At 69.9% G+C, this 22,920-nt stretch carries 20 protein-coding genes; 13 read left to right on the top strand and 7 right to left on the bottom strand.

The window, feature by feature from the left end:
* The first annotated feature begins 222 nt into the window (after positions 1-222).
* Complete coding sequence (locus ABT001_RS25735) at positions 223-1,008, top strand: protein phosphatase 2C domain-containing protein (RefSeq protein WP_351281844.1); 786 nt, start codon at positions 223-225, stop codon at positions 1,006-1,008.
* A gap of 23 nt (positions 1,009-1,031) precedes the next feature.
* Here ABT001_RS25735 and ABT001_RS25730 read toward each other — a convergent pair whose 3' ends face one another.
* Positions 1,032-1,514: a MarR family winged helix-turn-helix transcriptional regulator gene (locus ABT001_RS25730; protein ID WP_351281842.1), complete on the bottom strand. Its 483-nt coding sequence runs from the start codon at positions 1,512-1,514 to the stop codon at positions 1,032-1,034.
* A gap of 261 nt (positions 1,515-1,775) precedes the next feature.
* Between ABT001_RS25730 and ABT001_RS25725 the strand changes: the two genes are divergently transcribed.
* Together ABT001_RS25725 and ABT001_RS25720 are read left to right on the top strand one after the other, a co-directional pair.
* Positions 1,776-2,615, top strand: coding sequence for a lysozyme (locus ABT001_RS25725; protein WP_351281839.1), 840 nt, complete (start codon positions 1,776-1,778; stop codon positions 2,613-2,615).
* Positions 2,616-2,804: 189 nt separating this feature from the next.
* On the top strand, positions 2,805-3,557 hold the full coding sequence (locus ABT001_RS25720) for a polysaccharide deacetylase family protein (protein ID WP_351281837.1): 753 nt from the start codon (positions 2,805-2,807) through the stop codon (positions 3,555-3,557).
* Positions 3,558-3,655: 98 nt separating this feature from the next.
* Here the strand turns inward: ABT001_RS25720 and lon are convergent, their stop codons facing one another.
* Positions 3,656-6,091, bottom strand: coding sequence for an endopeptidase La (lon, locus tag ABT001_RS25715; RefSeq protein ID WP_351281834.1), 2,436 nt, complete (start codon positions 6,089-6,091; stop codon positions 3,656-3,658).
* A gap of 282 nt (positions 6,092-6,373) precedes the next feature.
* Between lon and ABT001_RS25710 the strand changes: the two genes are divergently transcribed.
* The 5 genes from ABT001_RS25710 to ABT001_RS25690 all read left to right on the top strand — a co-directional run bounded on the left by ABT001_RS25710 (position 6,374) and on the right by ABT001_RS25690 (position 13,437).
* Complete coding sequence (locus ABT001_RS25710) at positions 6,374-7,057, top strand: spermidine synthase family protein (protein WP_351281831.1); 684 nt, start codon at positions 6,374-6,376, stop codon at positions 7,055-7,057.
* Positions 7,058-7,289: 232 nt separating this feature from the next.
* Positions 7,290-8,027: a response regulator transcription factor gene (locus tag ABT001_RS25705; protein ID WP_014154105.1), complete on the top strand. Its 738-nt coding sequence runs from the start codon at positions 7,290-7,292 to the stop codon at positions 8,025-8,027.
* Positions 8,024-9,100 carry a HAMP domain-containing sensor histidine kinase gene (locus tag ABT001_RS25700; protein ID WP_351281828.1) on the top strand — a complete coding sequence of 359 codons (1,077 nt, stop codon included), beginning with the start codon at positions 8,024-8,026 and terminating at the stop codon, positions 9,098-9,100. Before ABT001_RS25705 ends, ABT001_RS25700 begins: the two co-directional genes overlap by 4 nt.
* Positions 9,101-9,360: 260 nt before the next feature.
* Positions 9,361-13,167, top strand: coding sequence for a multifunctional oxoglutarate decarboxylase/oxoglutarate dehydrogenase thiamine pyrophosphate-binding subunit/dihydrolipoyllysine-residue succinyltransferase subunit (locus ABT001_RS25695; protein ID WP_351281825.1), 3,807 nt, complete (start codon positions 9,361-9,363; stop codon positions 13,165-13,167).
* Positions 13,168-13,257: 90 nt separating this feature from the next.
* A complete protein-coding gene (locus ABT001_RS25690; protein ID WP_014048295.1) occupies positions 13,258-13,437 on the top strand; it encodes a DUF6104 family protein in 180 nt (59 codons plus the stop codon).
* On the opposite strand, the gene ABT001_RS25685 is transcribed toward ABT001_RS25690, so the two are convergent.
* Entirely contained in the window at positions 13,438-14,307 is an 870-nt protein-coding gene (locus ABT001_RS25685; protein WP_351281822.1) for a hypothetical protein, read from the bottom strand. It lies immediately after the preceding gene.
* 169 nt (positions 14,308-14,476) lie between these two features.
* Here ABT001_RS25685 and ABT001_RS25680 point away from each other — a divergent pair, with 169 nt between their 5' ends.
* Together ABT001_RS25680 and ABT001_RS25675 are read left to right on the top strand one after the other, a co-directional pair.
* On the top strand, positions 14,477-15,337 hold the full coding sequence (locus ABT001_RS25680) for a DUF4097 family beta strand repeat-containing protein (RefSeq protein ID WP_351281820.1): 861 nt from the start codon (positions 14,477-14,479) through the stop codon (positions 15,335-15,337).
* A 1-nt stretch (position 15,338) separates the two neighbouring features.
* The gene (locus tag ABT001_RS25675) at positions 15,339-16,319 is read left to right on the top strand and encodes a PadR family transcriptional regulator (RefSeq protein WP_351281818.1); all 981 of its coding nucleotides are present in this window, start codon (positions 15,339-15,341) and stop codon (positions 16,317-16,319) included.
* Between the two features lie 68 nt (positions 16,320-16,387).
* Here ABT001_RS25675 and ABT001_RS25670 read toward each other — a convergent pair whose 3' ends face one another.
* From ABT001_RS25670 to ABT001_RS25655, 4 genes are all read right to left on the bottom strand, one after another.
* The gene (locus ABT001_RS25670; protein WP_351281815.1) at positions 16,388-16,960 is read right to left on the bottom strand and encodes a Clp protease N-terminal domain-containing protein; all 573 of its coding nucleotides are present in this window, start codon (positions 16,958-16,960) and stop codon (positions 16,388-16,390) included.
* Entirely contained in the window at positions 16,960-17,169 is a 210-nt protein-coding gene (locus ABT001_RS25665) for a sigma factor-like helix-turn-helix DNA-binding protein (protein ID WP_033298277.1), read from the bottom strand. The genes ABT001_RS25670 and ABT001_RS25665 overlap by 1 nt, the downstream gene beginning before the upstream one ends.
* Positions 17,170-17,303: 134 nt before the next feature.
* Positions 17,304-18,269 carry a zinc-binding dehydrogenase gene (locus ABT001_RS25660; protein WP_351281812.1) on the bottom strand — a complete coding sequence of 322 codons (966 nt, stop codon included), beginning with the start codon at positions 18,267-18,269 and terminating at the stop codon, positions 17,304-17,306.
* Between the two features lie 165 nt (positions 18,270-18,434).
* Complete coding sequence (locus ABT001_RS25655; protein ID WP_351281809.1) at positions 18,435-19,670, bottom strand: NAD(P)-dependent malic enzyme; 1,236 nt, start codon at positions 19,668-19,670, stop codon at positions 18,435-18,437.
* Between the two features lie 522 nt (positions 19,671-20,192).
* On the opposite strand from ABT001_RS25655, the gene ABT001_RS25650 reads away from it, so the two are divergent.
* Genes ABT001_RS25650 through ABT001_RS25640 form a run of 3 tightly spaced genes read left to right on the top strand, consistent with a single transcriptional unit; the run spans position 20,193 to position 22,903 of the window.
* Positions 20,193-21,152 carry an ABC transporter substrate-binding protein gene (locus tag ABT001_RS25650; protein WP_351281806.1) on the top strand — a complete coding sequence of 320 codons (960 nt, stop codon included), beginning with the start codon at positions 20,193-20,195 and terminating at the stop codon, positions 21,150-21,152.
* A 27-nt stretch (positions 21,153-21,179) separates the two neighbouring features.
* Entirely contained in the window at positions 21,180-22,145 is a 966-nt protein-coding gene (locus ABT001_RS25645; RefSeq protein WP_351281803.1) for an amino acid ABC transporter permease, read from the top strand.
* Positions 22,142-22,903: an amino acid ABC transporter ATP-binding protein gene (locus tag ABT001_RS25640; protein ID WP_351281801.1), complete on the top strand. Its 762-nt coding sequence runs from the start codon at positions 22,142-22,144 to the stop codon at positions 22,901-22,903. The genes ABT001_RS25645 and ABT001_RS25640 overlap by 4 nt, the downstream gene beginning before the upstream one ends.
* Positions 22,904-22,920: the final 17 nt, after the last annotated feature.

Below are 22,920 nucleotides of genomic sequence, written 5' to 3'. Positions count from 1 at the left end.
TCCGCCACTCGAACGAGTGAACCGCACTCTGGAGTTGGCGAACAAGTCTCCCCACTGGCGGCGCAGGGCATGCACGGACCGCCGGGTGGAAGTTCGGGCCAGGCTTTGGCAGTATGCCCGCCCGCATATGCGGGGAGCATGGGTGTTCCACCCGTGGCGGGCCATCTGACCTGCCGGTACGGCCCGGCGTCGGCGCGCGCCCGCCTCCTGCAGACTGACCGGATGCGTATCGAACTCGCCACGGAGCCCGGCAGCCCCGAACGCCCCAACGAGGACTGGGTCTCGGCGTCCGCCCCCGCGGCGGGCCGGGGCGGCGTCCTCGTCCTGCTGGACGGGGTCACGCCACCCGTGGGCGACGACGGGTGCGTGCATTCGGTTCCGTGGTTCACGGCACGGCTCGGCGGCGCACTGGCCGAACTGTCCGCTTCGCGACGGGATCTGACGCTGACGGAGATCCTCGCGGCGTCCATCCGCCGCACCGCCGATGCACACCTGTCCCCATGTGACCTTTCTCACCCGCGTACGCCTCAGGCGACGGTGGCTCTGGCGCGTTGGGACGACGAACGGGTGGAACACCTGGTTCTCTCCGACTCGGCCCTGCTCGTCGAGGCGCCCGACGGGACGGTCCGGCCGCTGCTCGACGACCGTATCGACCGGCTGCCGCCGGGGACGCTCGCCTCGGAGGAGATCGTGGACACACGGGTACGGAACAAGGAGGGCGGCTTCTTCACGGCGGCGGCGGACCCCTCCGTGTCGTCACGCGCGGTGACCGGCGAGACCCCGCGGGGGGAGGTCCGGGCGCTGGCGGCCCTGACGGACGGGGCGAGCCGCTGGACGGAGATGTTCCACCGGGGCGACTGGAAGGACACCCTGACTCTGCTGCGCCAGGTGGGTCCGCACGGGCTGATCAGCAGGGTCAGGAAGCTGGAACGGGCCGACAGCGACCGCGTGCATCTGCGCCGGGGCAAGACGCACGACGATGCGACCGCGGTCCTTGTGGAGCTCTGACCCGCACTCCCCTCCGGCCCGGCTCACCCCTCGGCGCGCTCGTTCAAGTGGTGCAGCAGTCGGGCCAGTTCCGCGATCTCACGCCGGTCCCAGCCCGCGAGCTTCCGGGCGTAACGTCCCCGGCGGGCGTCACGGACGCTGCGGAAGCGCGCGAGGCCCTCCTCGGTGAGATGGACGAGCGAGGCCCGGCCGTCCGCGGGATCGGTCTCCCGCGCCACCAGGCCGAGCCCTTCCAGGGCCCGCAACTGGCGGCTCATGGTCGCCTTGCCCACCCCGAAGTAAGCGGCGAGATCCGTGGCTCGCTGCCGCCCCGCCGACTCCAGCCGCACGAGAAGCCCGTAGGCGGCGGCTTCCAGGTCCGGATGGACCTCCCGGGCCATCTCCCCCGAGTTGGCCCGGGCCCGTCGCAGGAAGACTGCCAACTCCCGCTCCAGGGCGAGGAACTCATGGTCCACACCACTTCCGGCCACCGCACCGGGTTCACCGCCGCTTCCGTTCCCGTGCACGTCAGCACCCCTCATACGCTTTCCCGCCGCTGAAACTTTCTTCCAACTCCGGCCATCACCGCAGCTGGGCCAGTATTTCGCAGGCGTAGACCTCCGGCGGCGGCCGGACCCCCTTCCGGAGTGCGGGTCTACGTGCGTAGCTTCGTGAGTGCCCTGGACCGCATGCCGAATGACATGCGCACGCCATGGTGCGCACCCACAGGAGTGCCCCGACCCGCTCCTGTGCCATGAGCTCCCCCACCGAGCCCTCGGAGGCACGCAATGCCCGTGCACAGATCCGGAACCACGACATCCCGCCGCAGCCCCCGCATCCTCGCGGCGGGCGCACTCCTCGCCGCGCTCGCCCTTCCGCTCACGCTGCCCGGCGCGGCGTACGCGGCCGGCACCGAGGCCGTCCCCGAACGGGGCACGGCACGGATGGGCCAGGGCGTGATCGCCCACGACGGCCAGGGCGGCGTCCCCGCCGGCCGGGCCGTCCAGACGGAGGGCGTGGACGTCAGCAGCCACCAGGGCGACGTCGCCTGGCCGACCCTGTGGAACAGCGGCGTGAAGTGGGCCTACGTCAAGGCCACCGAGGGCACGTACTACAAGAACACCTACTTCACGCAGCAGTACACCGGCTCCTACGACGTGGGCATGATCCGGGGGACGTACCACTTCGCCACTCCGGACACCACCAGCGGCGCGGCACAGGCCAACCACTTCGTGGACAACGGCGGCGGCTGGTCCAGGGACGGCAGGACACTGCCCGGCGTGCTGGACATCGAGTGGAATCCGTACGGCGCGCAGTGCTACGGCAAGACGCAGGCGGGCATGGTCGCCTGGATCCGCGACTTCGTGAACACCTACCGGGCGCGCACCGGACGTGACCCGGTGATCTACACCGCCACCAGCTGGTGGAAGGACTGCACGGGCAACAACGCGAGCTTCGGCGCCACCAACCCGCTCTGGGTGGCGCGCTACAACACCACGGTCGGCGAGCTGCCCGCCGGCTGGAGCTTCTACACGATGTGGCAGTACACGTCGTCGGGCCCGACGGTCGGCGACCACAACCGCTTCAACGGCGCACTCGACCGCGTGGTGGCACTCGCCAACGGCTGAGCGGCAGGCAGGACACGGGACCGAGCCCCGGTGACGAGCACCAGGTCACCGGGGCTCGGCGCTGCGCTGCGCCGCACCCCCACTATGCACCGTGCGTATACGCGCTATGTATAGTCACGCCGTGCCGCACCACCGGTGTGTGGTTGAGCCATGGGGAAGTGACGCGCTGTGTCTGTTGTGCCCGGAAAGATGACTCCGTTCGGTACGGGGTTGGCCACTGCCCTGGTGACGGTCCTCACACTGACGCTCGGTGGGTGCTCGATGCCGACCACGGCACCTCGGGACGCGCGCGCCGACGCCGCCGCCGACGCCAAGGGATCGTTCGGGCCGGTGGACTGCCGCAAGGCCAAGTGCATCGCCCTGACGTTCGACGCGGGGCCCGGGAAGGACACCCCGCGGCTCCTGGACGTCCTCAAGGAGAAGAAGGTCCCGGCCACGTTCTTCCTGCTGGGCAAGAACCATGTGCTCAAGCACCCCGACACCGTGCGGCGCATCGCGGACGAGGGGCACGAGGTCGCCAACCACACCTGGACGCACGAGATCCTGACCGACAGGAAGCCCGCGGAGATACGCGCCGAGCTGGAGAAGACCCAGGACGCGATAGCGGAGGTCACCGGCAGGAAGCCGCGTCTGATGCGTCCGCCGCAGGGCCGCACCGACGACACCGTCTCCGCGATCAGCAAGGACCTGGGGCTCGCCCAGATCCTCTGGAGCACGACCGCCAAGGACTTCTCGACCAACGACTCCGCGCTGATCAGGAAGCGGACCCTCGAACAGGCGGGCAAGGACGGGATCATCCTGCTGCACGACATCTATCCGGGCACGGTGCCCGCGGTGCCCGGCATCATCGACGCGTTGCAGGGGGACGGCTACACCTTCGTGACGGTCCCCCAGCTGATGGCCCCCGCCGAGCCCGAACCCGGCACGGTCTACCGCCCCTGACGGCCCACCGGAAACGCGGAACGGCCCGCCCTCCGCGAGGAGGACGGGCCGTCACCGCCGGCCGTCGGCGTGGTGCCACGCCCGTCACGCCGTGACGCCTACGCGGCGGCCGGGATCCTGTCCCGCACCCTGGCCTCGGCCGGGGCGAGTGCGATCTCCAGCACCTGCCGGACATCGTTCACCGGGTGGACCTCCAGGGTGTCGAGGACCTCGGCCGGGACGTCGTCCAGGTCGGCCTCGTTGCGCTTGGGGATCACCACGGTGGTGATGCCGGCCCGGTGCGCGGCCAGCAGCTTCTGCTTCAGACCGCCGATCGGGAGCACCCGTCCGGTCAGCGACACCTCGCCGGTCATGGCCACGTCCGTCCGGACGAGCCGCCCCGAGAGCAGGGAGGCCAGCGCCGTCGTCATGGTGATGCCCGCACTGGGACCGTCCTTGGGGACCGCACCCGCCGGGAAGTGGATGTGCGCACCCCGGTCCTTCAGGTCGGCGACCGGCAGCTCCAGCTCCGCACCGTGCGAGCGCAGGAAGCTCAGGGCGATCTGCGCGGACTCCTTCATGACGTCGCCCAGCTGGCCGGTCAGGGTCAGCCCGGAGGCCCCGGTCTCCGGATCGGCGAGTGACGCCTCGACGAAGAGCACGTCGCCGCCCGCTCCGGTCACCGCGAGACCCGTGGCCACACCCGGCACCGCGGTGCGGCGCTCGGCCGGGACCTGGGCGGACTCGGGCACGTGGTGCGGCCGGCCGATCAGGCCGCGGAGGTCGTCCTCGGCCACCGTCACCGGCAGTTCACGCTCGCCGAGCTCGTGCTGGGCCGCCACCTTGCGGAGCAGCCGCGCGACGGCGCGTTCCAGGTTCCGGACCCCGGCCTCCCGGGTGTACTCACCGGCCAGCTTGCGCAACGCCGATTCGTCGAGGCCGACCTCGTCCTCCTTCAGACCGGCCCGCTCCAGCTGGCGCGGGAGCAGGTGGTCCCGGGCGATGACGACCTTCTCGTCCTCGGTGTACCCGTCCAGCGTGACCAGCTCCATGCGGTCGAGCAGGGCCTCCGGAACGGACTCGAGGACGTTGGCCGTGGCCAGGAACACGACGTCGCTGAGGTCGAGTTCGACCTCCAGGTAGTGGTCGCGGAAGGTGTGGTTCTGCGCCGGGTCGAGCACCTCCAGCAGGGCTGCCGCCGGGTCGCCCCGGAAGTCGGAGCCGACCTTGTCGATCTCGTCGAGCAGGACGACCGGATTCATCGAACCGGCCTCCTTGATCGCCCGCACGATGCGCCCCGGGAGCGCGCCGACGTACGTGCGCCGGTGGCCACGGATCTCCGCCTCGTCGCGGACACCGCCGAGCGCGACACGGACGAACTTTCTTCCCATGGCGTGCGCGACGGACTCACCGAGCGAGGTCTTCCCGACCCCGGGCGGACCGACCAGAGCCAGCACCGCGCCGCCGCGCCGGCCCCCGACCACTCCGAGCCCGCGGTCGGCACGCCGCTTGCGCACCGCGAGGTACTCGGTGATGCGCTCCTTAACGTCCTGGAGGCCCGCGTGTTCGGCGTCGAGGATCTCCCGGGCGCCCTTGATGTCGTACGCGTCCTCGGTCCGTTCGGTCCACGGCAGTTCCAGGACGGTGTCCAGCCAGGTGCGGATCCAGGAGCCCTCGGGGCTCTGGTCGGAGGACCGCTCCAGCTTCTCGACCTCCTTGAGGGCCGCCACGCGGACGTGCTCCGGGAGATCGGCCGCTTCGACGCGCGCCCGGTAGTCGTCGGACTCGTCACCGGAACCGCCCTCGCCGTTGAGCTCGGAGAGCTCCTTGCGTACGGCGTCGAGCTGGCGCCGCAGCAGGAATTCGCGCTGCTGCTTGTCCACACCCTCCTGGACGTCCTTGGCGATGGACTCGGCGACGTCCTGCTCGGCGAGGTGTTCACCGAGCCACTGGATGGCCAGCTTCAGACGGGCGACCGCGTCGGCGGTCTCCAGCAGCTGGACCTTCTGGGCGGTGGTGAGGAAGGGCGAGTACCCGGAGTTGTCGGCGAGCGCGGAGACGTCCTCGATCTGCTGGACCCGGTCCACGACCTGCCAGGCGCCGCGCTTCTTCAGCCAGCTGGTGGCGAGCGCCTTGTACTCCTTGGCGAGCTCGGCGACGGAGCCGGGCAGGGGGTCGGGCACCGACACGTCGATCCGCGTGCCCTCCACCCACAGCGCGCTCCCGGGGCCGCTCGTCCCGGCGCCGATCCGGACCCGGTCGCGGGCCCTGATCAGCGCGCCCGGGTCCCCGTCCGACAGCCGTCCCACCTGCTCGACGGTGCCCAGGACGCCGGTCCCGGTGTAGTTCCCGTCGATGCGCGGCACAAGCAGCACCTCGGGCTTGCCGCCTCCGGGCCGCGCGACGGCCTGGGCGGCCTCCACCGCGGCGCGCACCTCCGCGTCCGACAGGTCGAGGGGCACCACCATGCCGGGCAGTACGACCTCGTCGTCGAGCGGGAGCACGGGCAGGTCGATCGGCGTGAACACCTTGGACGCATTGGACTCAGCGGTCATGATCTCCCCTTCAGCAGGCAAGTTGAGTTATGTGGACTCAATGCTTGTGAGCCCCCGAATGTTCCCCGCCGCGTGTTCGCTCTCAGCGATCACCGTGATCCAGTGGCCGCGCAGCCTTCACTCTCACGCCAGCACACCGTCGCGCCAGGTGATTCCCGGAGCGGTCGGACCGGGAGGGCGGAACTGCGGATATCGGCTGGTCGGGGGGTCGGCGGTGGGCGAAAATGGGCGGCCGCACGAAAGAGCCACCCGCCCGCACCCAGGAGACCGGAGACCGCGCCCATGCCCGCCACAGATGCCCACCGCCCCGTCGTCCTCGACCGCCGCGAAGGACCCTTCGGCGAAGTCGTCCTGCGCGAGCGCGGCGACGCGTTCGAGATCATCGCCAACGGCTGCTTCCTGATGGACACGTCCGACGGGCGTTCCGAGCGACTCCTGATCGACGCCGCACTCGCCGGGCTGCCCGCCGGACGCCCGGATCCGTCGGTGCTGATCGGCGGGCTCGGCGTCGGTTACTCACTCGTACGGGCGGCCGCCGAACCACGCTGGGGCAGGATCGCCGTCGTCGAGCGGGAACAGGCCATCGTGGACTGGCACCTCGACGGGCCGCTCGGCCGGATCTCCGGTGCGGCGCTCGCCGACCCACGTACGGAGATCCTGCGCACTGACCTCGTCGACCACCTCCGCACGACCACGGAGCGTTACGACGCACTGTGCCTGGACATCGACAACGGCCCCGACTGGACCGTCACCCAGGACAACGGGAACCTCTATTCACCCGTCGGTCTCGCGGCTTGCCGCGCACGCCTGACGCCCGGTGGAGTCCTCGCCGTATGGTCCGCGCAGCCGTCCCCGGACTTCGAGCGAGCGATGCGGAATGCCGGATTCCACGCAGTAAGGACCGAAGAAGTAGCGGTTGCCCGAGGTGTACCGGACGTGGTCCATCTCGCACTCCGGGGCGACTGAACCCCCACCAGGCATCCACATCCCTGCCTGATCATGGATCAGGGGGCACAAGTCAGCCGATCCGTCTCCTTTCCCATGGGTAACACCTTCACGCCGGACAACACCCTGCGTAGCCGAGAGGCACCTTCTGCCTTTACGCTCTGACCGGCACAAGGGATCACCGACGAAATCCACAAGCGATAACCGTGCCTCCGGGGGAATGGCCTCCGTGAGAACGGGCAGGGGCGGGGCGATGGAACAGACACACACCACCCACAACGGCGTCGCGGCCACCCCCGGGGCTCAGCGCCGGGTGCTGGTGGTCGAGGACGACGCAACGATCGTCGACGCCATCTCCGCCCGGCTGCGGGCCGAGGGCTTCCTGGTGCAGACGGCGCTGGACGGGCCGGCTGCCGTGGACGCGGCGGAGGCGTGGCAGCCCGATCTGATGGTGCTCGACATCATGCTTCCCGGCTTCGACGGCCTGGAGGTCTGCCGTCGCGTGCAGGCCCAGCGCCCCGTGCCGGTGCTGATGCTCACCGCGCGGGACGACGAGACCGACATGCTGGTCGGGCTCGGGGTCGGCGCCGACGACTACATGACCAAGCCGTTCTCCATGCGGGAACTGGCCGCGCGGGTCCACGTCCTGCTGCGCCGGGTCGAGCGGGCCGCCCTGGCCGCGGTGACGCCGCGCAGCGGCATCCTGCGCCTCGGCGAGCTGGAGATCGACCACGCGCAGCGCCGCGTCAGGGTGCGCGCCGACGACGTCCACCTCACGCCGACCGAGTTCGACCTGCTGGTCTGCCTGGCCAACACACCGCGCGCGGTGCTGTCCCGGGAGCAGCTGCTGGCCGAGGTCTGGGACTGGGCGGACGCCTCCGGGACCCGTACGGTCGACAGTCACATCAAGGCCCTGCGCCGGAAGATCGGCGCCGAGCGGATCCGTACCGTGCACGGCGTCGGCTACGCCCTGGAGACACCCGCGCCATGACGCGGCCCGGCTCAGGACTGCGGCCCTTCTCGATCAAGGCCAAACTGGGCACGCTCGTGGTGGTCTCCGTGTTCATCACGACCGGACTGCTGATCGTCGCCCTGCGGACCAGGACCGAATTCCGGTTCATCACCGTCTTCTCCGTGATCGCGACCCTGCTGATCACGCAGTTCGTGGCTCACGGTCTGACCGCGCCGCTGGACGAGATGCGGGCCGTCGCCCGGTCGATCTCGCACGGCGACTACACGAGACGGGTGAGCGGCGCCGGGCGGCGTGACGAGCTCGGCGACCTGGCGCAGACGATCAACCGCATGGCGGACGATCTGGAGGCGGAGGACCGGCACCGCAAGGAGCTGGTGGCCAACGTCTCCCATGAGCTGCGCACACCGATCGCGGCGCTCAGAGCCGTCCTGGAGAACGTGGTCGACGGGGTGTCCGCCGCGGACCCCGAGACGATGCGTACGGCGCTGAAACAGACGGAACGCCTGGGCAGACTCGTGGAGACCCTGCTCGACCTCTCCCGGCTGGACAACGGCGTGGTCGCGCTCAAGGCGCGCCGCTTCGAGGTCTGGCCGTACCTGTCGGGCGTGCTGAAGGAGGCGAATCTCGCCTCCTCGCACCGTCGGCTCTCCTCCGGCTCCGGGAACCACTCCCGCACCGACGTCCATCTGCACCTCGACGTGTCGCCGCCCGAGCTGACGGCGTACGCGGACGTGGAGCGCCTGCACCAGGTGGTCGCCAACCTGATCGACAACGCCGTCAAGCACAGCCCGCCGCACGGCCGGGTCACGGTGCTGGCGCGGCGCGGGCAGTGTCCCGAGTCGCTGGAGCTGGAGGTCATCGACGAGGGCCCCGGTATCCCGGAAGCGGAGCGCCATCGGGTCTTCGAGCGCTTCAACCGGGGTCAGGCGCCTTCTCCGCACGGTCCGGGGAGCGACGGCGGCACGGGGCTCGGCCTCGCGATCGCCCGCTGGGCCGTGGATCTGCACGGCGGTCGCATCGGGGTGGCCGAATCCGCCCGTGGCTGCCGAATACAGGTCACTCTTCCAGGTGTCGCACCGATGCACGGCTGACTCGGCGTTCGAAGCGGAGGGACCCGTTTCTCCGTCCCGGTCGGGAAAGAGATACGGTCCAGGGGGCCGCAGCACTGGCCTCACGTACCCGAAGGACAGCGGAACCCTGCTTGTTTCCCGCCATTTCATGCGCCGAAACCCGACTTCCGATGTGATGTGCACGACGAAGACCGGCCCGGCCTGCACGTAACGGCTCGGGGGGCGTAGCCTTGATTTCCGCTGTCCATCACCTTGTGAAGCGGAAGAGGGCGGTTGCCGCCGTGTCGTCTCAGTCCCCCAGTAACTCGAGCATCTCGACCGATCAAGAAGCAGGCTCCGGGTCCAACCCGGCGGCCGCTTTCGGCCCCAATGAGTGGCTCGTCGACGAGATCTACCAGCAGTACCTCCAGGATCCCAATTCGGTCGACCGTGCCTGGTGGGACTTCTTCGCCGACTACAAGCCGGGTACGTCCGGCACGGCGGACAAGCCCGTCCCCGCAGCTGCGGGAGCGGTGACCCCGGCTCCGGCCGCCGCCGCGAGCACCGTGAACAACGCCGCTCCGGCGCAGCCCGCGGCACAGGCCCCTGCCGCGCCCCCCGCCGCCCCGGCCGAGCCCGCTGCCGCCGCTCCGGCGAAGGCTCCGGCCGCCCCCGCGAAGGCCGCGCCGGCCCCGGCGACCCCGGCCCCCGCGAAGGCGGAAGCCCCGGCCGAGGCCCCCGCGGGCCCGGAGTTCGTGACGCTGCGCGGCCCCTCGGCCGCCGTCGCCAAGAACATGAACGCCTCGCTGGAGCTGCCGACGGCCACGTCGGTCCGCGCCGTGCCGGTGAAGCTGCTCTTCGACAACCGCATCGTCATCAACAACCACCTGAAGCGGGCCCGCGGCGGGAAGATCTCCTTCACGCACCTCATCGGGTACGCGATGGTGCAGGCCCTCAAGGCCATGCCGTCGATGAACTACTCCTTCGCGGTGAAGGACGGCAAGCCGACCCTGGTCAAGCCCGAGCACGTCAACCTCGGTCTGGCCATCGACCTGGTGAAGCCGAACGGCGACCGCCAGCTGGTCGTCGCGGCCATCAAGAAGGCCGAGACGCTCAACTTCTTCGAGTTCTGGCAGGCGTACGAGGACATCGTCCGCCGGGCCCGTGTCGGCAAGCTCGGCATGGACGACTTCTCCGGGGTCACCGCGTCGCTGACCAACCCCGGCGGCATCGGCACCGTCCACTCCGTGCCCCGCCTGATGCCCGGACAGGGCCTCATCATGGGCGTCGGCGCGATGGACTACCCGGCGGAGTTCCAGGGCACCTCGCAGGACACCCTGAACAAGCTGGGCATCTCGAAGGTCATGACCCTGACCTCGACGTACGACCACCGGGTCATCCAGGGTGCCGCGTCCGGCGAGTTCCTCCGTGTCCTGGCCCAGCTGCTGCTCGGCGAGAACGACTTCTACGACGAGATCTTCAAGGCGCTGCGCATCCCCTACGAGCCGGTCCGCTGGCTCAAGGACATCGACGCCTCGCACGACGACGACGTCACCAAGGCCGCGCGGGTCTTCGAGCTGATCCACTCCTACCGGGTCCGCGGCCATGTCATGGCCGACACCGACCCGCTGGAGTACCGCCAGCGCAAGCACCCCGACCTGGACATCACCGAGCACGGTCTCACCCTGTGGGACCTGGAGCGCGACTTCGCGGTCGGCGGTTTCGCCGGCAAGACGATGATGAAGCTCCGCGACATCCTCGGCGTCCTGCGTGAGTCGTACTGCCGCACCACCGGCATCGAGTTCATGCACATCCAGGAGCCGAAGGAGCGCAAGTGGCTCCAGGACCGGGTGGAGCGTCCGCGCCCGGCTCCGGAGCGCGAGGAGCAGCTGCGGATCCTGCGCCGCCTCAACGCCGCCGAGGCGTTCGAGACGTTCCTGCAGACCAAGTACGTCGGCCAGAAGCGGTTCTCGCTGGAGGGCGGCGAGTCCGTCATCCCGCTGCTCGACGCGGTCATCGACTCCGCCGCCGAGGCCCGCCTGGACGAGGTCGTCATCGGCATGGCCCACCGCGGCCGGCTCAACGTGCTGGCGAACATCGTCGGCAAGTCGTACGCGCAGATCTTCCGCGAGTTCGAGGGCAACCTCGACCCGCGTTCGATGCACGGCTCCGGTGACGTCAAGTACCACCTGGGCGCCGAGGGCACCTTCACCGGTCTGGACGGCGAGCAGATCAAGGTCTCGCTGGCCGCCAACCCCTCGCACCTGGAGGCCGTCGACCCGGTCCTCGAGGGCATCGCCCGCGCCAAGCAGGACATCATCAACAAGGGCGGCACGGACTTCACCGTCCTGCCCGTCGCGCTCCACGGCGACGCGGCCTTCGCCGGCCAGGGCGTCGTCGCCGAGACGCTCAACATGTCGCAGCTGCGCGGCTACCGCACGGGCGGCACCGTGCACGTGGTGATCAACAACCAGGTCGGCTTCACCGCCGCCCCGGAGTCCTCGCGCTCCTCGATGTACGCCACCGACGTGGCGCGCATGATCGAGGCTCCGATCATCCACGTCAACGGCGACGACCCGGAGGCCGTGGTGCGTGTCGCGCGCCTCGCCTTCGAGTACCGGCAGACGTTCAACAAGGACGTCGTCATCGACCTCATCTGCTACCGCCGCCGCGGTCACAACGAGGGCGACAACCCGGAGTTCACCAACCCGCAGATGTACACGCTGATCGACAAGAAGCGCTCGGTGCGCAAGCTCTACACCGAGTCCCTCATCGGTCGCGGCGACATCACGCTGGAAGAGGCCGAGCAGGCGCTCCAGGACTTCCAGGGCCAGCTGGAGAAGGTGTTCGCGGAGGTCCGCGAGGCCACCTCGGCGCCGGCCCAGCCGCACGTCCCGGACGTGCAGGCGGAGTTCCCGGTCTCCGTGGGCACCGCGATCTCCTCGGAGGTCGTCAAGCTGATCGCCGAGTCGCAGGTGAACATCCCTGACGGGATCACCGTCCACCCGCGTCTCCTCCCGCAGATGCAGCGCCGTGCCGCCTCCGTGGAGAACGGCACGATCGACTGGGGCATGGGCGAGACCCTGGCCATCGGCTCGCTGCTCATGGAGGGCACCCCGGTCCGGCTCGCCGGCCAGGACACCCGCCGCGGCACGTTCGGTCAGCGTCACGCCGTGCTCGTCGACCAGAAGACCGGCGAGGACTACACCCCGCTGCTCTACCTCTCCGACGAGCAGGCCCGTTACAACGTCTACGACTCGCTGCTCAGCGAGTACGCGGCGATGGGCTTCGAGTACGGCTACTCGCTGGCGCGCCCCGAGTCCCTGGTGATCTGGGAAGCCCAGTTCGGTGACTTCGTCAACGGCGCGCAGACCGTCGTGGACGAGTTCATCTCCTCGGCCGAGCAGAAGTGGGGTCAGACGTCCGGCGTCACCCTGCTGCTCCCGCACGGCTACGAGGGCCAGGGCCCGGACCACTCATCCGCCCGTCCGGAGCGTTTCCTGCAGATGTGCGCGCAGGACAACATGACGGTCGCGATGCCCACGCTCCCGTCGAACTACTTCCACCTCCTGCGGTGGCAGGTGCACAACCCGCACCACAAGCCGCTGATCGTCTTCACCCCGAAGTCGATGCTCCGCCTCAAGGCGGCCGCGTCGTCGGTGGAGGAGTTCACCACCGGCGGCTTCCGCCCGGTCATCGGCGACGAGTCGGTCAAGGCCGAGGCGGTCCGCAAGGTCGTCTTCTGCGCGGGCAAGCTCTACTACGACCTGGACGCCGAGCGCGAGAAGCGTGGCGACACGGAGACGGCGATCATCCGGCTGGAGCGTCTGTACCCGCTGCCGGGTGCGGAGATCCAGGCCGAGATCGCCAAGTACCCGAACGCCGAGAAGTACCTCTGGGCCCAGGAGGAGCCGGCGAACCAGGGTGCGTGGCCGTTCATCGCGCTCAACCTGATCGACCACCTGGACCTGGCCGTCGGCGCCGACGTGCCGCACGGTGAGCGCCTGCGCCGCATCTCGCGTCCGCACGGCTCGTCCCCGGCGGTGGGTTCGGCCAAGCGCCACCAGGCCGAGCAGGCACAGCTGGTCTCCGAGGTCTTCGAGGCCTGATCAGCGGCTGTACGTCACCGGAGGGCCCGGCCCCGCGCGTTGTGCGCGGGGCCGGGCCCTCCGGTTCTCCGGCCTCGTTATTCTGGTCGCATGTACTTCACGGACCGTGGCATCGAGGAACTGGAGAAGCGGCGCGGCGAGGAGGAGGTCACCTTCGAGTGGCTCGCCGAGCAGCTCCGTACGTTCGTCGACCTCAACCCCGATTTCGAGGTTCCCGTCGAACGCCTGGCGACCTGGCTGGCCCGACTGGACGACGACGAGGACGAGTAGTCACCGGCCGGGGTTCCCGCTTCCTCCGCTCGCGCCCCTGAAGCGGTTGTACGCGAGCCCCAACAGGCCCTGCACGAGGAGTACCAGGCCCGCGGTGATCCAGCCGCCGCTGCGCCGACGAGCGCCCCACAGGGTCAGCGGCAGCCCTGCGGCGACCTGCGTGGCGGCCACCGCGCGCGCCTTCGGGCCGAGCATCCAGGGGCCGAGGGAGCCGCTCTCCACGGCGTCGAGTTCCACGCGCACGGCGTCACGCCAGCCCGCCCATTCGATCTGTTCCGCTTCCGGATGTGCCCCGGCGACCGAGCGCAGGCGGTCGGCGGACTCACCGGGCGTGAGACCGGACGGCAGGGTCACCCCGGCCCGGGTGAGTACGGCGAGCAGCCCGCGCAGCCGGGCATCGGCGTCCGTACCCGGGTCCGCGCGGGTGAGTTCCTCCAGCACCTGGACGTCCAGGACGGGGTCGAGGCCCAGCCGGGCGGCGAAGGTCCGCATCGCCTCGTCCTCGGCGGCCGGGGTGCCGTCGGCGAGCCAGATGTAGCCGACCGGGCGGCGGAAGCCGGAGGCGAGGGTGTAGCCGGACCGGTCGCCGTCCCACCAGAGGGCGAGCACCGGCCAGGTGGAGCCCACCGCGAGGGCGGTGGCCCAGCCGCCGACGACGCGGTCGACCGGCTCGGCGCCCCCGTCGACCGGCGCTCCTCCGGCGCTCGCGTGGCCGTCCCTCCGCCAGGGCTTCCCCTCGGGGACGAGCACGCTCCAGCCGTCCCCGGCGGGCACGAGCTGCATGCGCTCCCTCAGCAGGTGGGCAACGGGCCGTACGGTCTCGGGTTCGGCCCGGCACAGGAGCAGGGCGCCCACGGGGGTTGCGGTCATGCCCTCACGCTAGGGCAATACGTCCTCTTATGACCCGTTCGGCCAGCCCGTGGCGACCACCCTTCCGATTCCCGTCCAGGCTTCTCCTTGACTTCACCGAACCGCGATATATCGTGTATCGAGAAGACGCGATATGTTGCGTCACGCCACCCAGCGGGAGGTCAGACCCATGCCCGAGTCGACGTGGACCGTCGCCGAGCCCCGGAAGCTCGTCCTCGACGCCTCCGTGACAGCACTCAAGGTGCGCATCGTCGACGGCGCGATCAATGTCGTCGGCACCGACGAGCCGACGGCGCGGCTGGAAGTGTCCGCGATCGAGGGACCGCCGCTGATCGTGACGCTGGAGGGCGGTGTCCTCACCGTCACCTACGAGGACCTGCCGTGGCACGGCCTGCTCACCTGGCTCGACCGCAGGGCCGCGCGCCGTAGCGCCACGGTCTCACTCGCCGTGCCGGCCGACGCCTCCGTGGAAGTCGGCTCGATCGGCGCCGAGGCGGTCGTCTCCGGGATCCGGGGAAGAGCCGAGCTGCGGGGCATCTCCGGAGCCACGACCCTGGTGGGCCTCTCCGGTGCCGTCAGGGCCGAGACCGTTTCCGGCGGCCTGGAGGCACAGTCCGTCACCGGCGACCTCCGCTTCCAGTCCGTGTCGGGCGATCTGACGGTCGTCGAGGGCGCGGGCACCTCGGTCCGGGCGGAGTCCGTCACCGGCCATATGGTGCTCGACCTCGACACCTCTCCGAAGCCGACCGACATCAGACTGAGCTCGGTCTCCGGCGAGATCGCCATCCGGCTGCCTCATCCGGCGGACGCGAAGGTGGAGGCGAACACCGCGAGCGGCACCGTCTCCAACGCCTTCGAGGACCTGCGCGTGGGCGGCCAGTGGGGCGCGAAGAAGATCACCGGCACGCTGGGGGCGGGCACGGGCAAGCTGAAGGCCACCACCGTCTCGGGGTCGATCGCCCTGCTGCGCCGCCCACCCGCCCAGGACGGCGCGCCCGATACCGAGCCGACGACCGGAAAGGCGCTCTGACATGGCTCCCGTATTCGCCCATGGCCGCCTGCGCCTGTACCTCCTCAAGCTGCTGGACGAGGCTCCCCGCCATGGATACGAGGTGATCCGGCTTCTGGAGGAGCGCTTCCAGGGGCTGTACGCCCCCTCGGCGGGCACCGTGTATCCGCGCCTGGCCAAGCTGGAGGCCGAGGGGCTGGTCACCCACGCCACCGAGGGTGGCCGCAAGGTCTACTCCATCACCGATGCCGGGCGGGACGAGCTGGCCGGCCGCGGCGGTGAACTGGCCGATCTGGAGCTGGAGATCCGCGAGTCCGTCTCCGAGCTGGCGGCAGAGATACGCGACGACGTACGGGGCGCGGCGGGCCGGCTCCGGAGCGAGATGCGCGCGGCCGCATCCGAGTCCCAGCACACCACCGGCACCGGCCGGAGCGGCTGGGACCCCACCGGCCTCGGGGACAACGACGCCTGGCGCACGGCCAAGGAGGAACTGCGCAAGGCCAAGCAGGAATGGAAGGAGCAGGCCCGCAGGGCGAAGGACGAGTCCCGCAAGGCCCGTGAGGACGCGGAGCAGGCACGGCGCCAGGCCCAGGAGGCACACGAGAAGGCGCGGGAGCAGATGCAGAACGCCGCGCGCCAGGTCCAGGAACACTTCGCCCGAGGGGACTGGCCCGCGGGTGTGCGGGACGGACTGGCCGAGATCACCGGCCAGCTCGGCAACTTCGCCAAAACCGGCTCCTGGCCCTCGTACAGCCGCCCGGCACCCGAGGAGCCGGACATCGAGTGGGCCGCCGACACGACGGCCACCGGCGATCCGGCCCGCGACCTGGACCGACTGCTGGACCGCTTCCGGGACGACATCCGCGACGCGGCCCGGGACCACGGCGTGACCGAGGCCCAGCTCTCGGAGGCCCGCAGCCACCTGGCCACAGCCGCGACACGCATCGGCTCGCTGCTGCGCGGGTCGGCGGACGGGACGAAGGACGCCTCCGGCAGGCCCTGACCCCGCTCGGCGGCCGGCCGGGCCGCGCCTGCCCGGGGCATCACCGCCCGGTGGGGCGCGGCCCGGTCTCAGCTCGCCCGGGCCCTGCCCTCCCCGGGCTGCCCGGAGAGCGCGCGCTCCACCGTCTCGTAGGTCACGCCGTTCTCGGCGAGCGCATCGGCGACGACACCGGGGCAGGCGGTCAGGGCCAGCAGCAGGTGCTCCTCGCCGATGAAACGGTCGCCTCGCCCGAGGGCGACCCGCAGGGACTTCTCCAGGATGCCCTTGGCGCCACCCGTGAAGGGGCGGCGTCCGGACCACCACCGGCGGTTGCCGCGATCACCCGCCAGGACTCCTTCGCCGTGGGCGCCCTCGACCCGGGCCACGATCTCGGTCACGTCGATGCCGATGTCGGCGAGCGCCTCGGTGTCGGCCTTGGTGAGCCCTCCGCGACGGCGTGCCTGCGCGAGCGCCTCCTCCACCGAAGCGCGCCGGCCGGCGATTCCGAGGGAGGCGAGGGCGAGGGACGTCCTGCCGCACTCCTGGTCCAACAGCGAGAGCAGGAGGTGTTCCTCGGTGACCGAGTCCGCCCCGGCCCGCTCCGCGTGGGTCACCGCGCCGGTCACGGTGGCTCGGGCGCCTTTGGTGAATCGCTCGAACATCAATGCCTCCCGTACTTCTTGTGCACGGCCTGCCTACTGACACCCAGCTCGGCAGCGATCTCCTGCCACGACCATCCCTGGACGCGGGCACTTCTCACCTGGACGGCTTCGAGTTGCTCCAGCAGCCGCCGCAGCGCGGCGACGGCCCGCAACCCGACGCGCGGGTCATGGTCACCGGCACGTGCGGCGAGATCCGTTGCTTCGGTCATAACGTCAACTTACGTTGACACGCAGGATCTGTCAATCACCGTTGACAAGCTCTCGCTGCTGACAGAGCTCTCGCCACCCGACAGAGCGCTTCCGGCTCAGCGATTCCTGGGCAGCGGCCCCAGCTCCGCAGCGGTCACGAGGCGGTGAGCACGATCTTCCCGAACAGGTCGCCCTCCGCGAGCCGCTCGAATCCCTCGCGGGCCCGGTCCAGAGGCAGTGTCGTGTCGATGACGGGCCGCACACCGGTCGCCGCGCAGAACGACAGCAGGTCCTCCAGCTCGTCCTTGGTGCCCATCGTGGAGCCGACGATCTTGAGCTCCAGGAAGAAGATCCGGGTCAGTTCGGCATGCGAGGGCCGGTCGCCGCTGGTGGCGCCCGAGATGACCAGAGTGCCGCCGGGACGCAGGGACTTGACCGAATGGGACCAGGTCGCGGCTCCGACGGTCTCGATGACGGCGTCGACGCGCTTCGGCAGCCGCGCGCCGGGCTCGTAGGCCTCGACGGCACCCAGTTCGACCGCCCGGTCACGCTTGCCCGCGTCGCGGCTGGTGGCGAACATCCGCAGCCCTGCGGCCTTGCCGAGCACGATCGCGGCAGTGGCCACACCACCGCCCGCGCCCTGCACGAGAACGGAGTCGCCTGGCCGCACACCGGCGTTGGTGAACAGCATCCGGTACGCCGTCAGCCAGGCGGTCGGCAGGCAGGCGGCCTGTTCGAAGGTGAGTTCCTTCGGCTTGGGCAGCACATTCCAGCTGGGGACGGTGACCTGCTCGGCGAAGGTGCCCTGGTACCGCTCGGTGAGGATGGACCGCGGTTCGTCCGGGCCCACCCCGTGTCCGGTCTGGCCGATGACGGAGTGCAGGACGACTTCGTTGCCGTCCTGGTCGATGCCTGCGGCATCGCAGCCCAGGATCATGGGCAGCTTGTCCTCGGCGAGGCCCACGCCGCGCAGGGACCAGAGGTCGTGGTGGTTGAGCGAAGCGGCCTCGACCCGGACGGTGCTCCACCCGGGCCGCGCCACGGGCGCGGGGCGTTCCCCCAGTTCGAGCCCGTCGAGGGGCCGGTCACGGTCGATGCGGGCTGCGTAGGCGGCGAACATGGCGACGACGATAGGCCGTGACGCCACGTGACGTAACCGCACGGGCGTGTGACACGCGCCGCGCCGGTCGCGACCCGGCCGTTGCCGGGCCGGACTTCGAGCTGGACGAGGCGGGGCGGGGTGCGGGACCCGCACTGCGGGATCCGCACCCCGCCCCGCACGGCGTCAGCGCCGCGCGACACCCTCCGCACGGGCGGCAGCGGCCACCGCGGCCGTGACCGCCGGTGCGACCCGCTCGTCGAACGGCGAGGGGATGACGTAATCGGCGGCCAGCTCGTCGCCGACGACATCCGCCAGCGCGTTCGCCGCAGCGATCTTCATGCCCTCGGTGATCCGGGAGGCCCGCACCTGGAGTGCGCCCGCGAAGATGCCGGGGAACGCCAGCACATTGTTGATCTGGTTCGGGTAGTCCGACCGGCCGGTCGCCACCACGGCCGCGTACTTGTGCGCGACGTCGGGGTGGACCTCGGGGTTCGGGTTGGCCATGGCGAAGACGAACGCGCCGGGCGCCATCGAGGCCACTGCCGGCTCGGGGACCGTGCCGCCGGAGACGCCGATGAAGACATCGGCGCCGGCCAGCGCCGTCTCCAGGGAACCGGTGAGGCCGGCCCGGTTCGTGATCCCCGCCAGCTCTCGCTTGACCTCCGTGAGGTCGTCGCGGTCGCCGCTGACGATGCCCTTGCGGTCGGCGACGGCGACGTCTCCGATGCCCGCCTCCAGCAGGAACTTCGCGATGGCCACACCCGCCGCACCGGCGCCGGAGATGACTGCGCGCAGATCACCGAGCGTCCGGCCGGACAGCTTCGCCGCGTTGCGCAGCGCCGCGAGGGTCACCACGGCCGTGCCGTGCTGGTCGTCGTGGAAGACCGGGATGTCGAGCCGCTCCTGGAGCTTGCGCTCGATCTCGAAGCACCGCGGCGCCGAGATGTCCTCCAGGTTCACGCCACCGAAGGACGGCGCGAGACGCACGACGGTGTCGACGATCTCGTCCGCGTCGGTCGTGGCGAGCGCGATCGGCACCGCGTCGACCCCGCCGAACTGCTTGAAGAGAATCGCTTTGCCCTCCATCACCGGGAGGGATGCCTCGGGACCGATGTCCCCCAGGCCGAGGACGGCGGTGCCGTCCGTCACGACGGCCACGACCTGCGACTTCCAGGTGTAGTCGTGGACGAGCTCAGGGTTCTCGGCGATGGCGCTGCACACCTTGGCCACGCCGGGTGTGTACGCGAGGGACAGGTCGTCCTTGTCCCGGATCGGAACGGTGGCCTGCACGGCCATCTTCCCTCCGCGGTGGAGGGCGAAGGCCGGGTCGAAGGGCTCGTCCGCACTGCTGACTCCTGCCGCATCGGCCGTGCCGTGCGTGATGCTGTCGCTGCGAGGATTGACGATCTCCGCTGCCATTGTGTTGACCCCTTAAGGCTTCATCAGTTGAGGGTGGCCACTCCTGGTTGAGGAGGGGTGGGCGGGCACCGCGTACGTTCCCGGCACCGAGCGGTTGGCCCGCTCCGGCAGGGGAGACACATACGCGCGGGCGCGCCGCACACGCGCCCTGAGCCCCGGATGAGGGGTGTAAAGGTCTTTCATACCGGACGGACCGGGCCTCTTACGAGTCGGTATCGACTCGGTGACATGACTCATAGCCGAATATCTGGACAAGTCCACTAAGGGCTATAAAGGCCGTCCGTAGGTCGAGACGCACCGGAGATCCTCCGGGGATGTACGCACTTTCCAGCAGAAGGTCCGGCCTTGCCGTACCGGCCCGTTGAGCTTCGGGGGTCGCCCGTTACCCGATTTTGACATGGCCAGCCCCCTGATTGGGCGAGTCCGAATGGCAAGATGCCCTAATCACACAAGGTGGCGACACTCGAAGGTGCGTGCGTGCCCACCTGACCAGTATTCCCTCACCGCCGGAGGATTCCGATCATGACCGCAAGCACCCTCTGTCGTACGGCCGCGAAGTCCCGGATTGCCGCGGTCTGCGCAGTCGCGGTCGCCGGCACCCTGCTGCTGACCGCCTGTGGCGACCAGACCGACAGCGGTTCGACGAAGGCCGGTGGCGACACGGCTTCGAACAGCGCCCCGCTCTTCGACAAGCTTCCGGCGAAGTACCAGAAGTCCGGCGTCATCAAGGTCGGCACGAACGCCGAGTACGCCCCGATGGAGTCCGTCGAGAACGGCAAGATCGTCGGCGTCGACCCCGACCTCGCCGCAGCTCTCGGCAAGCAGCTCGGCGTGAAGTTCGAGTTCACCTCCGGCTCCTTCGACGGCCTGATCACCGCCCTGAACACCGGCCGCCACGACATCGCCATGTCGTCCATCACGGACAACAAGCAGCGCCAGGAGGGCCTGGACGACAGCGGCAAGAAGCTCGGCAAGGGCGTCGACTTCGTCGACTACTTCCTCGCGGGTACCGCCGTCTACACCAAGAAGGGCAACCCCGAGGGCATCAAGTCCATCGAGGACCTGTGCGGCAAGGCCGCCGCGGTCCAGCGCGGCACCACGTACGAAGAGGCCCTGCAGAAGCAGTCGAAGGCCTGCACGGAAGCCGGCGAGAAGGCCGTGAAGATCGAGTCCTTCGAGAACGACACCGAGGCCCAGACCCGGGTGAAGTCCGGCGGCGCCGTCGCTGGTGTCAACGACTACCCGGTCGCGGTCGACCTGGCCCTCAAGGCCGGTGGCGGCAAGGACTTCGAGGTCGTCGGCGAGCAGGTCGACGCCGGCCCCTTCGGCATCGCGGTGAACAAGGACAACACCGAGCTGCGTGACGTGCTCAAGGAGGCCGTGGACGCGATCATCGCCGACGGCTCCTACCAGAAGGTGCTCGACAAGTGGGGTGCCGGAACCGGCGCGATCGACAAGGCCGCCATCAACGGCGGCAAGTGACCGGCGCACCACCGAAGGGCAGTCACCGTGACTGACAAGTTCGACAAGGTGCCCGGCGGCCCATCGGCCGCCGCACCCGTCTCCAAGGCCACCACCGTCGCACCGGAGACCATCAAGGCCGTTCCCGTCCGGCACTACGGCCGCTGGATCAGCGGCGTGGTCGTCCTCGCCCTGCTCGCAGGCCTGGTGTACGCCTTCTCCCAGGGCGACATCCAGTGGCAGGCGGTTCAGGACAAGCTGCTCGACGACACCGTCCTGGCCGGGGCCGGGCGCACGCTGATGATCAGCGTGCTCGCCATGGTCCTCGGCGTGGTCCTGGGTGTGGTGCTCGCCGTCATGCGGCTCTCCAGGAACCCGGTGACCAGCTGGGTCGCGTGGCTGTACATCTGGTTCTTCCGCGGCACTCCGGTCTACGTGCAGCTGCTGCTCTGGTTCAACCTGGCACTGATCTTCCCGGTCCTCAACATCCCGTTCATCTACAAGGACGAGATGACCGATGTGATGACGCCGTTCATGTGCGCCCTGCTGGGGCTCGCCCTCAACGAGGCCGCGTACATGGCGGAGATCGTCCGGGCGGGCATCCAGTCGGTGGACGAGGGCCAGACCGAGGCGTCGCACGCACTCGGCATGACCCAGGCGAAGACCATGCGCCGCGTGGTCCTCCCCCAGGCCCTGCGGGTGATCATCCCGCCGACCGGCAACGAGTTCATCAACATGCTGAAGACTTCGTCCCTGGTCTACGCGGTCACCTACAACGAGTTGCTGCGCTCCACCTCGCAGATCGGCTCGACCTCGTACGCGGTGATGGAGATGCTCTTCGTCGCCTCCATCTGGTACATCGTGATGACCAGCGTGTTCAGCGTGGGCCAGTACTACCTGGAGCGCCGTTACGCCCGTGGTTCCCTGCGGAGCCTGCCGCTCACCCCGTTCCAGCGGGTCAAGGTCGGTCTCGCCTCCTTCAGCAACCGCCCCTCGGGAGGTGTTTCCGCATGACCGCCATGGTGAAGGCCGAGGGTGTACACAAGTCCTTCGGCCCCGCGCACATCCTCAAGGGCATCGACCTGGAGGTCGCCCCGCGAGAGGTCTTCTGCCTGATCGGGCCGTCCGGTTCCGGCAAGTCGACGTTCCTGCGGTGCATCAACCACCTGGAGCAGATCAACGCCGGGCGGCTGTACGTCGACGGCGACCTGGTCGGCTACCGGCAGAAGGGCGACAAGCTCTACGAGCTCAAGGACAGCGAAGTCGCCCTGCAGCGCCGGGACATCGGCATGGTCTTCCAGCGCTTCAACCTGTTCCCGCACATGACGGCCCTGGAGAACGTCATGGAGGCGCCGATCCAGGTCAAGGGCGAGGCCAAGGCCGTTGCCCGGGCCCGCGCGGAGCGGCTGCTGGACCGGGTCGGCCTGTCCGACAAGGCGAAGAACTACCCCACCCAGCTCTCCGGCGGGCAGCAGCAGCGCGTGGCCATCGCCCGCGCCCTGGCCATGGAGCCGAAGCTGATGCTCTTCGACGAGCCGACGTCGGCCCTCGACCCGGAGCTGGTCGGGGACGTCCTGGACGTCATGCGCGGCCTGGCCGAGGACGGCATGACGATGATCGTCGTCACGCATGAGATGGGCTTCGCCCGTGAGGTCGGCGACGCGCTGGTCTTCATGGACGACGGCGTCGTGGTCGAGTCCGGCCACCCGCGCGATGTCCTGACGAACCCGCAGCACGACCGGACGAAGTCCTTCCTGTCGAAGGTGCTGTAACCCGTCGAGCAGTGCGA

Origin of the sequence: Streptomyces sp. NPDC002793 (assembly GCF_040295485.1) — a bacterium.
Classification (GTDB): domain Bacteria; phylum Actinomycetota; class Actinomycetes; order Streptomycetales; family Streptomycetaceae; genus Streptomyces.
This window is presented reverse-complemented; position numbering and strand designations above follow the sequence as displayed.

Bases quoted from the DNA above. Each gene is read 5' to 3' on its own strand.
- ABT001_RS25720 (WP_351281837.1), top strand. From the start codon at position 2,805: ATGACTCCGTTCGGTACGGGGTTGGCCACTGCCCTGGTGACGGTCCTC.
- lon (WP_351281834.1), bottom strand. From the start codon at position 6,091: ATGACCGCTGAGTCCAATGCGTCCAAGGTGTTCACGCCGATCGACCTG.
- ABT001_RS25710 (WP_351281831.1), top strand. From the start codon at position 6,374: ATGCCCGCCACAGATGCCCACCGCCCCGTCGTCCTCGACCGCCGCGAA.
- ABT001_RS25725 (WP_351281839.1), top strand. From the start codon at position 1,776: ATGCCCGTGCACAGATCCGGAACCACGACATCCCGCCGCAGCCCCCGC.
- ABT001_RS25705 (WP_014154105.1), top strand. From the start codon at position 7,290: ATGGAACAGACACACACCACCCACAACGGCGTCGCGGCCACCCCCGGG.
- ABT001_RS25690 (WP_014048295.1), top strand. From the start codon at position 13,258: ATGTACTTCACGGACCGTGGCATCGAGGAACTGGAGAAGCGGCGCGGC.
- ABT001_RS25660 (WP_351281812.1), bottom strand. From the start codon at position 18,269: ATGTTCGCCGCCTACGCAGCCCGCATCGACCGTGACCGGCCCCTCGAC.
- ABT001_RS25665 (WP_033298277.1), bottom strand. From the start codon at position 17,169: ATGACCGAAGCAACGGATCTCGCCGCACGTGCCGGTGACCATGACCCG.
- ABT001_RS25640 (WP_351281801.1), top strand. From the start codon at position 22,142: ATGACCGCCATGGTGAAGGCCGAGGGTGTACACAAGTCCTTCGGCCCC.
- ABT001_RS25650 (WP_351281806.1), top strand. From the start codon at position 20,193: ATGACCGCAAGCACCCTCTGTCGTACGGCCGCGAAGTCCCGGATTGCC.
- ABT001_RS25700 (WP_351281828.1), top strand. From the start codon at position 8,024: ATGACGCGGCCCGGCTCAGGACTGCGGCCCTTCTCGATCAAGGCCAAA.
- ABT001_RS25655 (WP_351281809.1), bottom strand. From the start codon at position 19,670: ATGGCAGCGGAGATCGTCAATCCTCGCAGCGACAGCATCACGCACGGC.
- ABT001_RS25685 (WP_351281822.1), bottom strand. From the start codon at position 14,307: ATGACCGCAACCCCCGTGGGCGCCCTGCTCCTGTGCCGGGCCGAACCC.
- ABT001_RS25675 (WP_351281818.1), top strand. From the start codon at position 15,339: ATGGCTCCCGTATTCGCCCATGGCCGCCTGCGCCTGTACCTCCTCAAG.
- ABT001_RS25680 (WP_351281820.1), top strand. From the start codon at position 14,477: ATGCCCGAGTCGACGTGGACCGTCGCCGAGCCCCGGAAGCTCGTCCTC.
- ABT001_RS25670 (WP_351281815.1), bottom strand. From the start codon at position 16,960: ATGTTCGAGCGATTCACCAAAGGCGCCCGAGCCACCGTGACCGGCGCG.
- ABT001_RS25735 (WP_351281844.1), top strand. From the start codon at position 223: ATGCGTATCGAACTCGCCACGGAGCCCGGCAGCCCCGAACGCCCCAAC.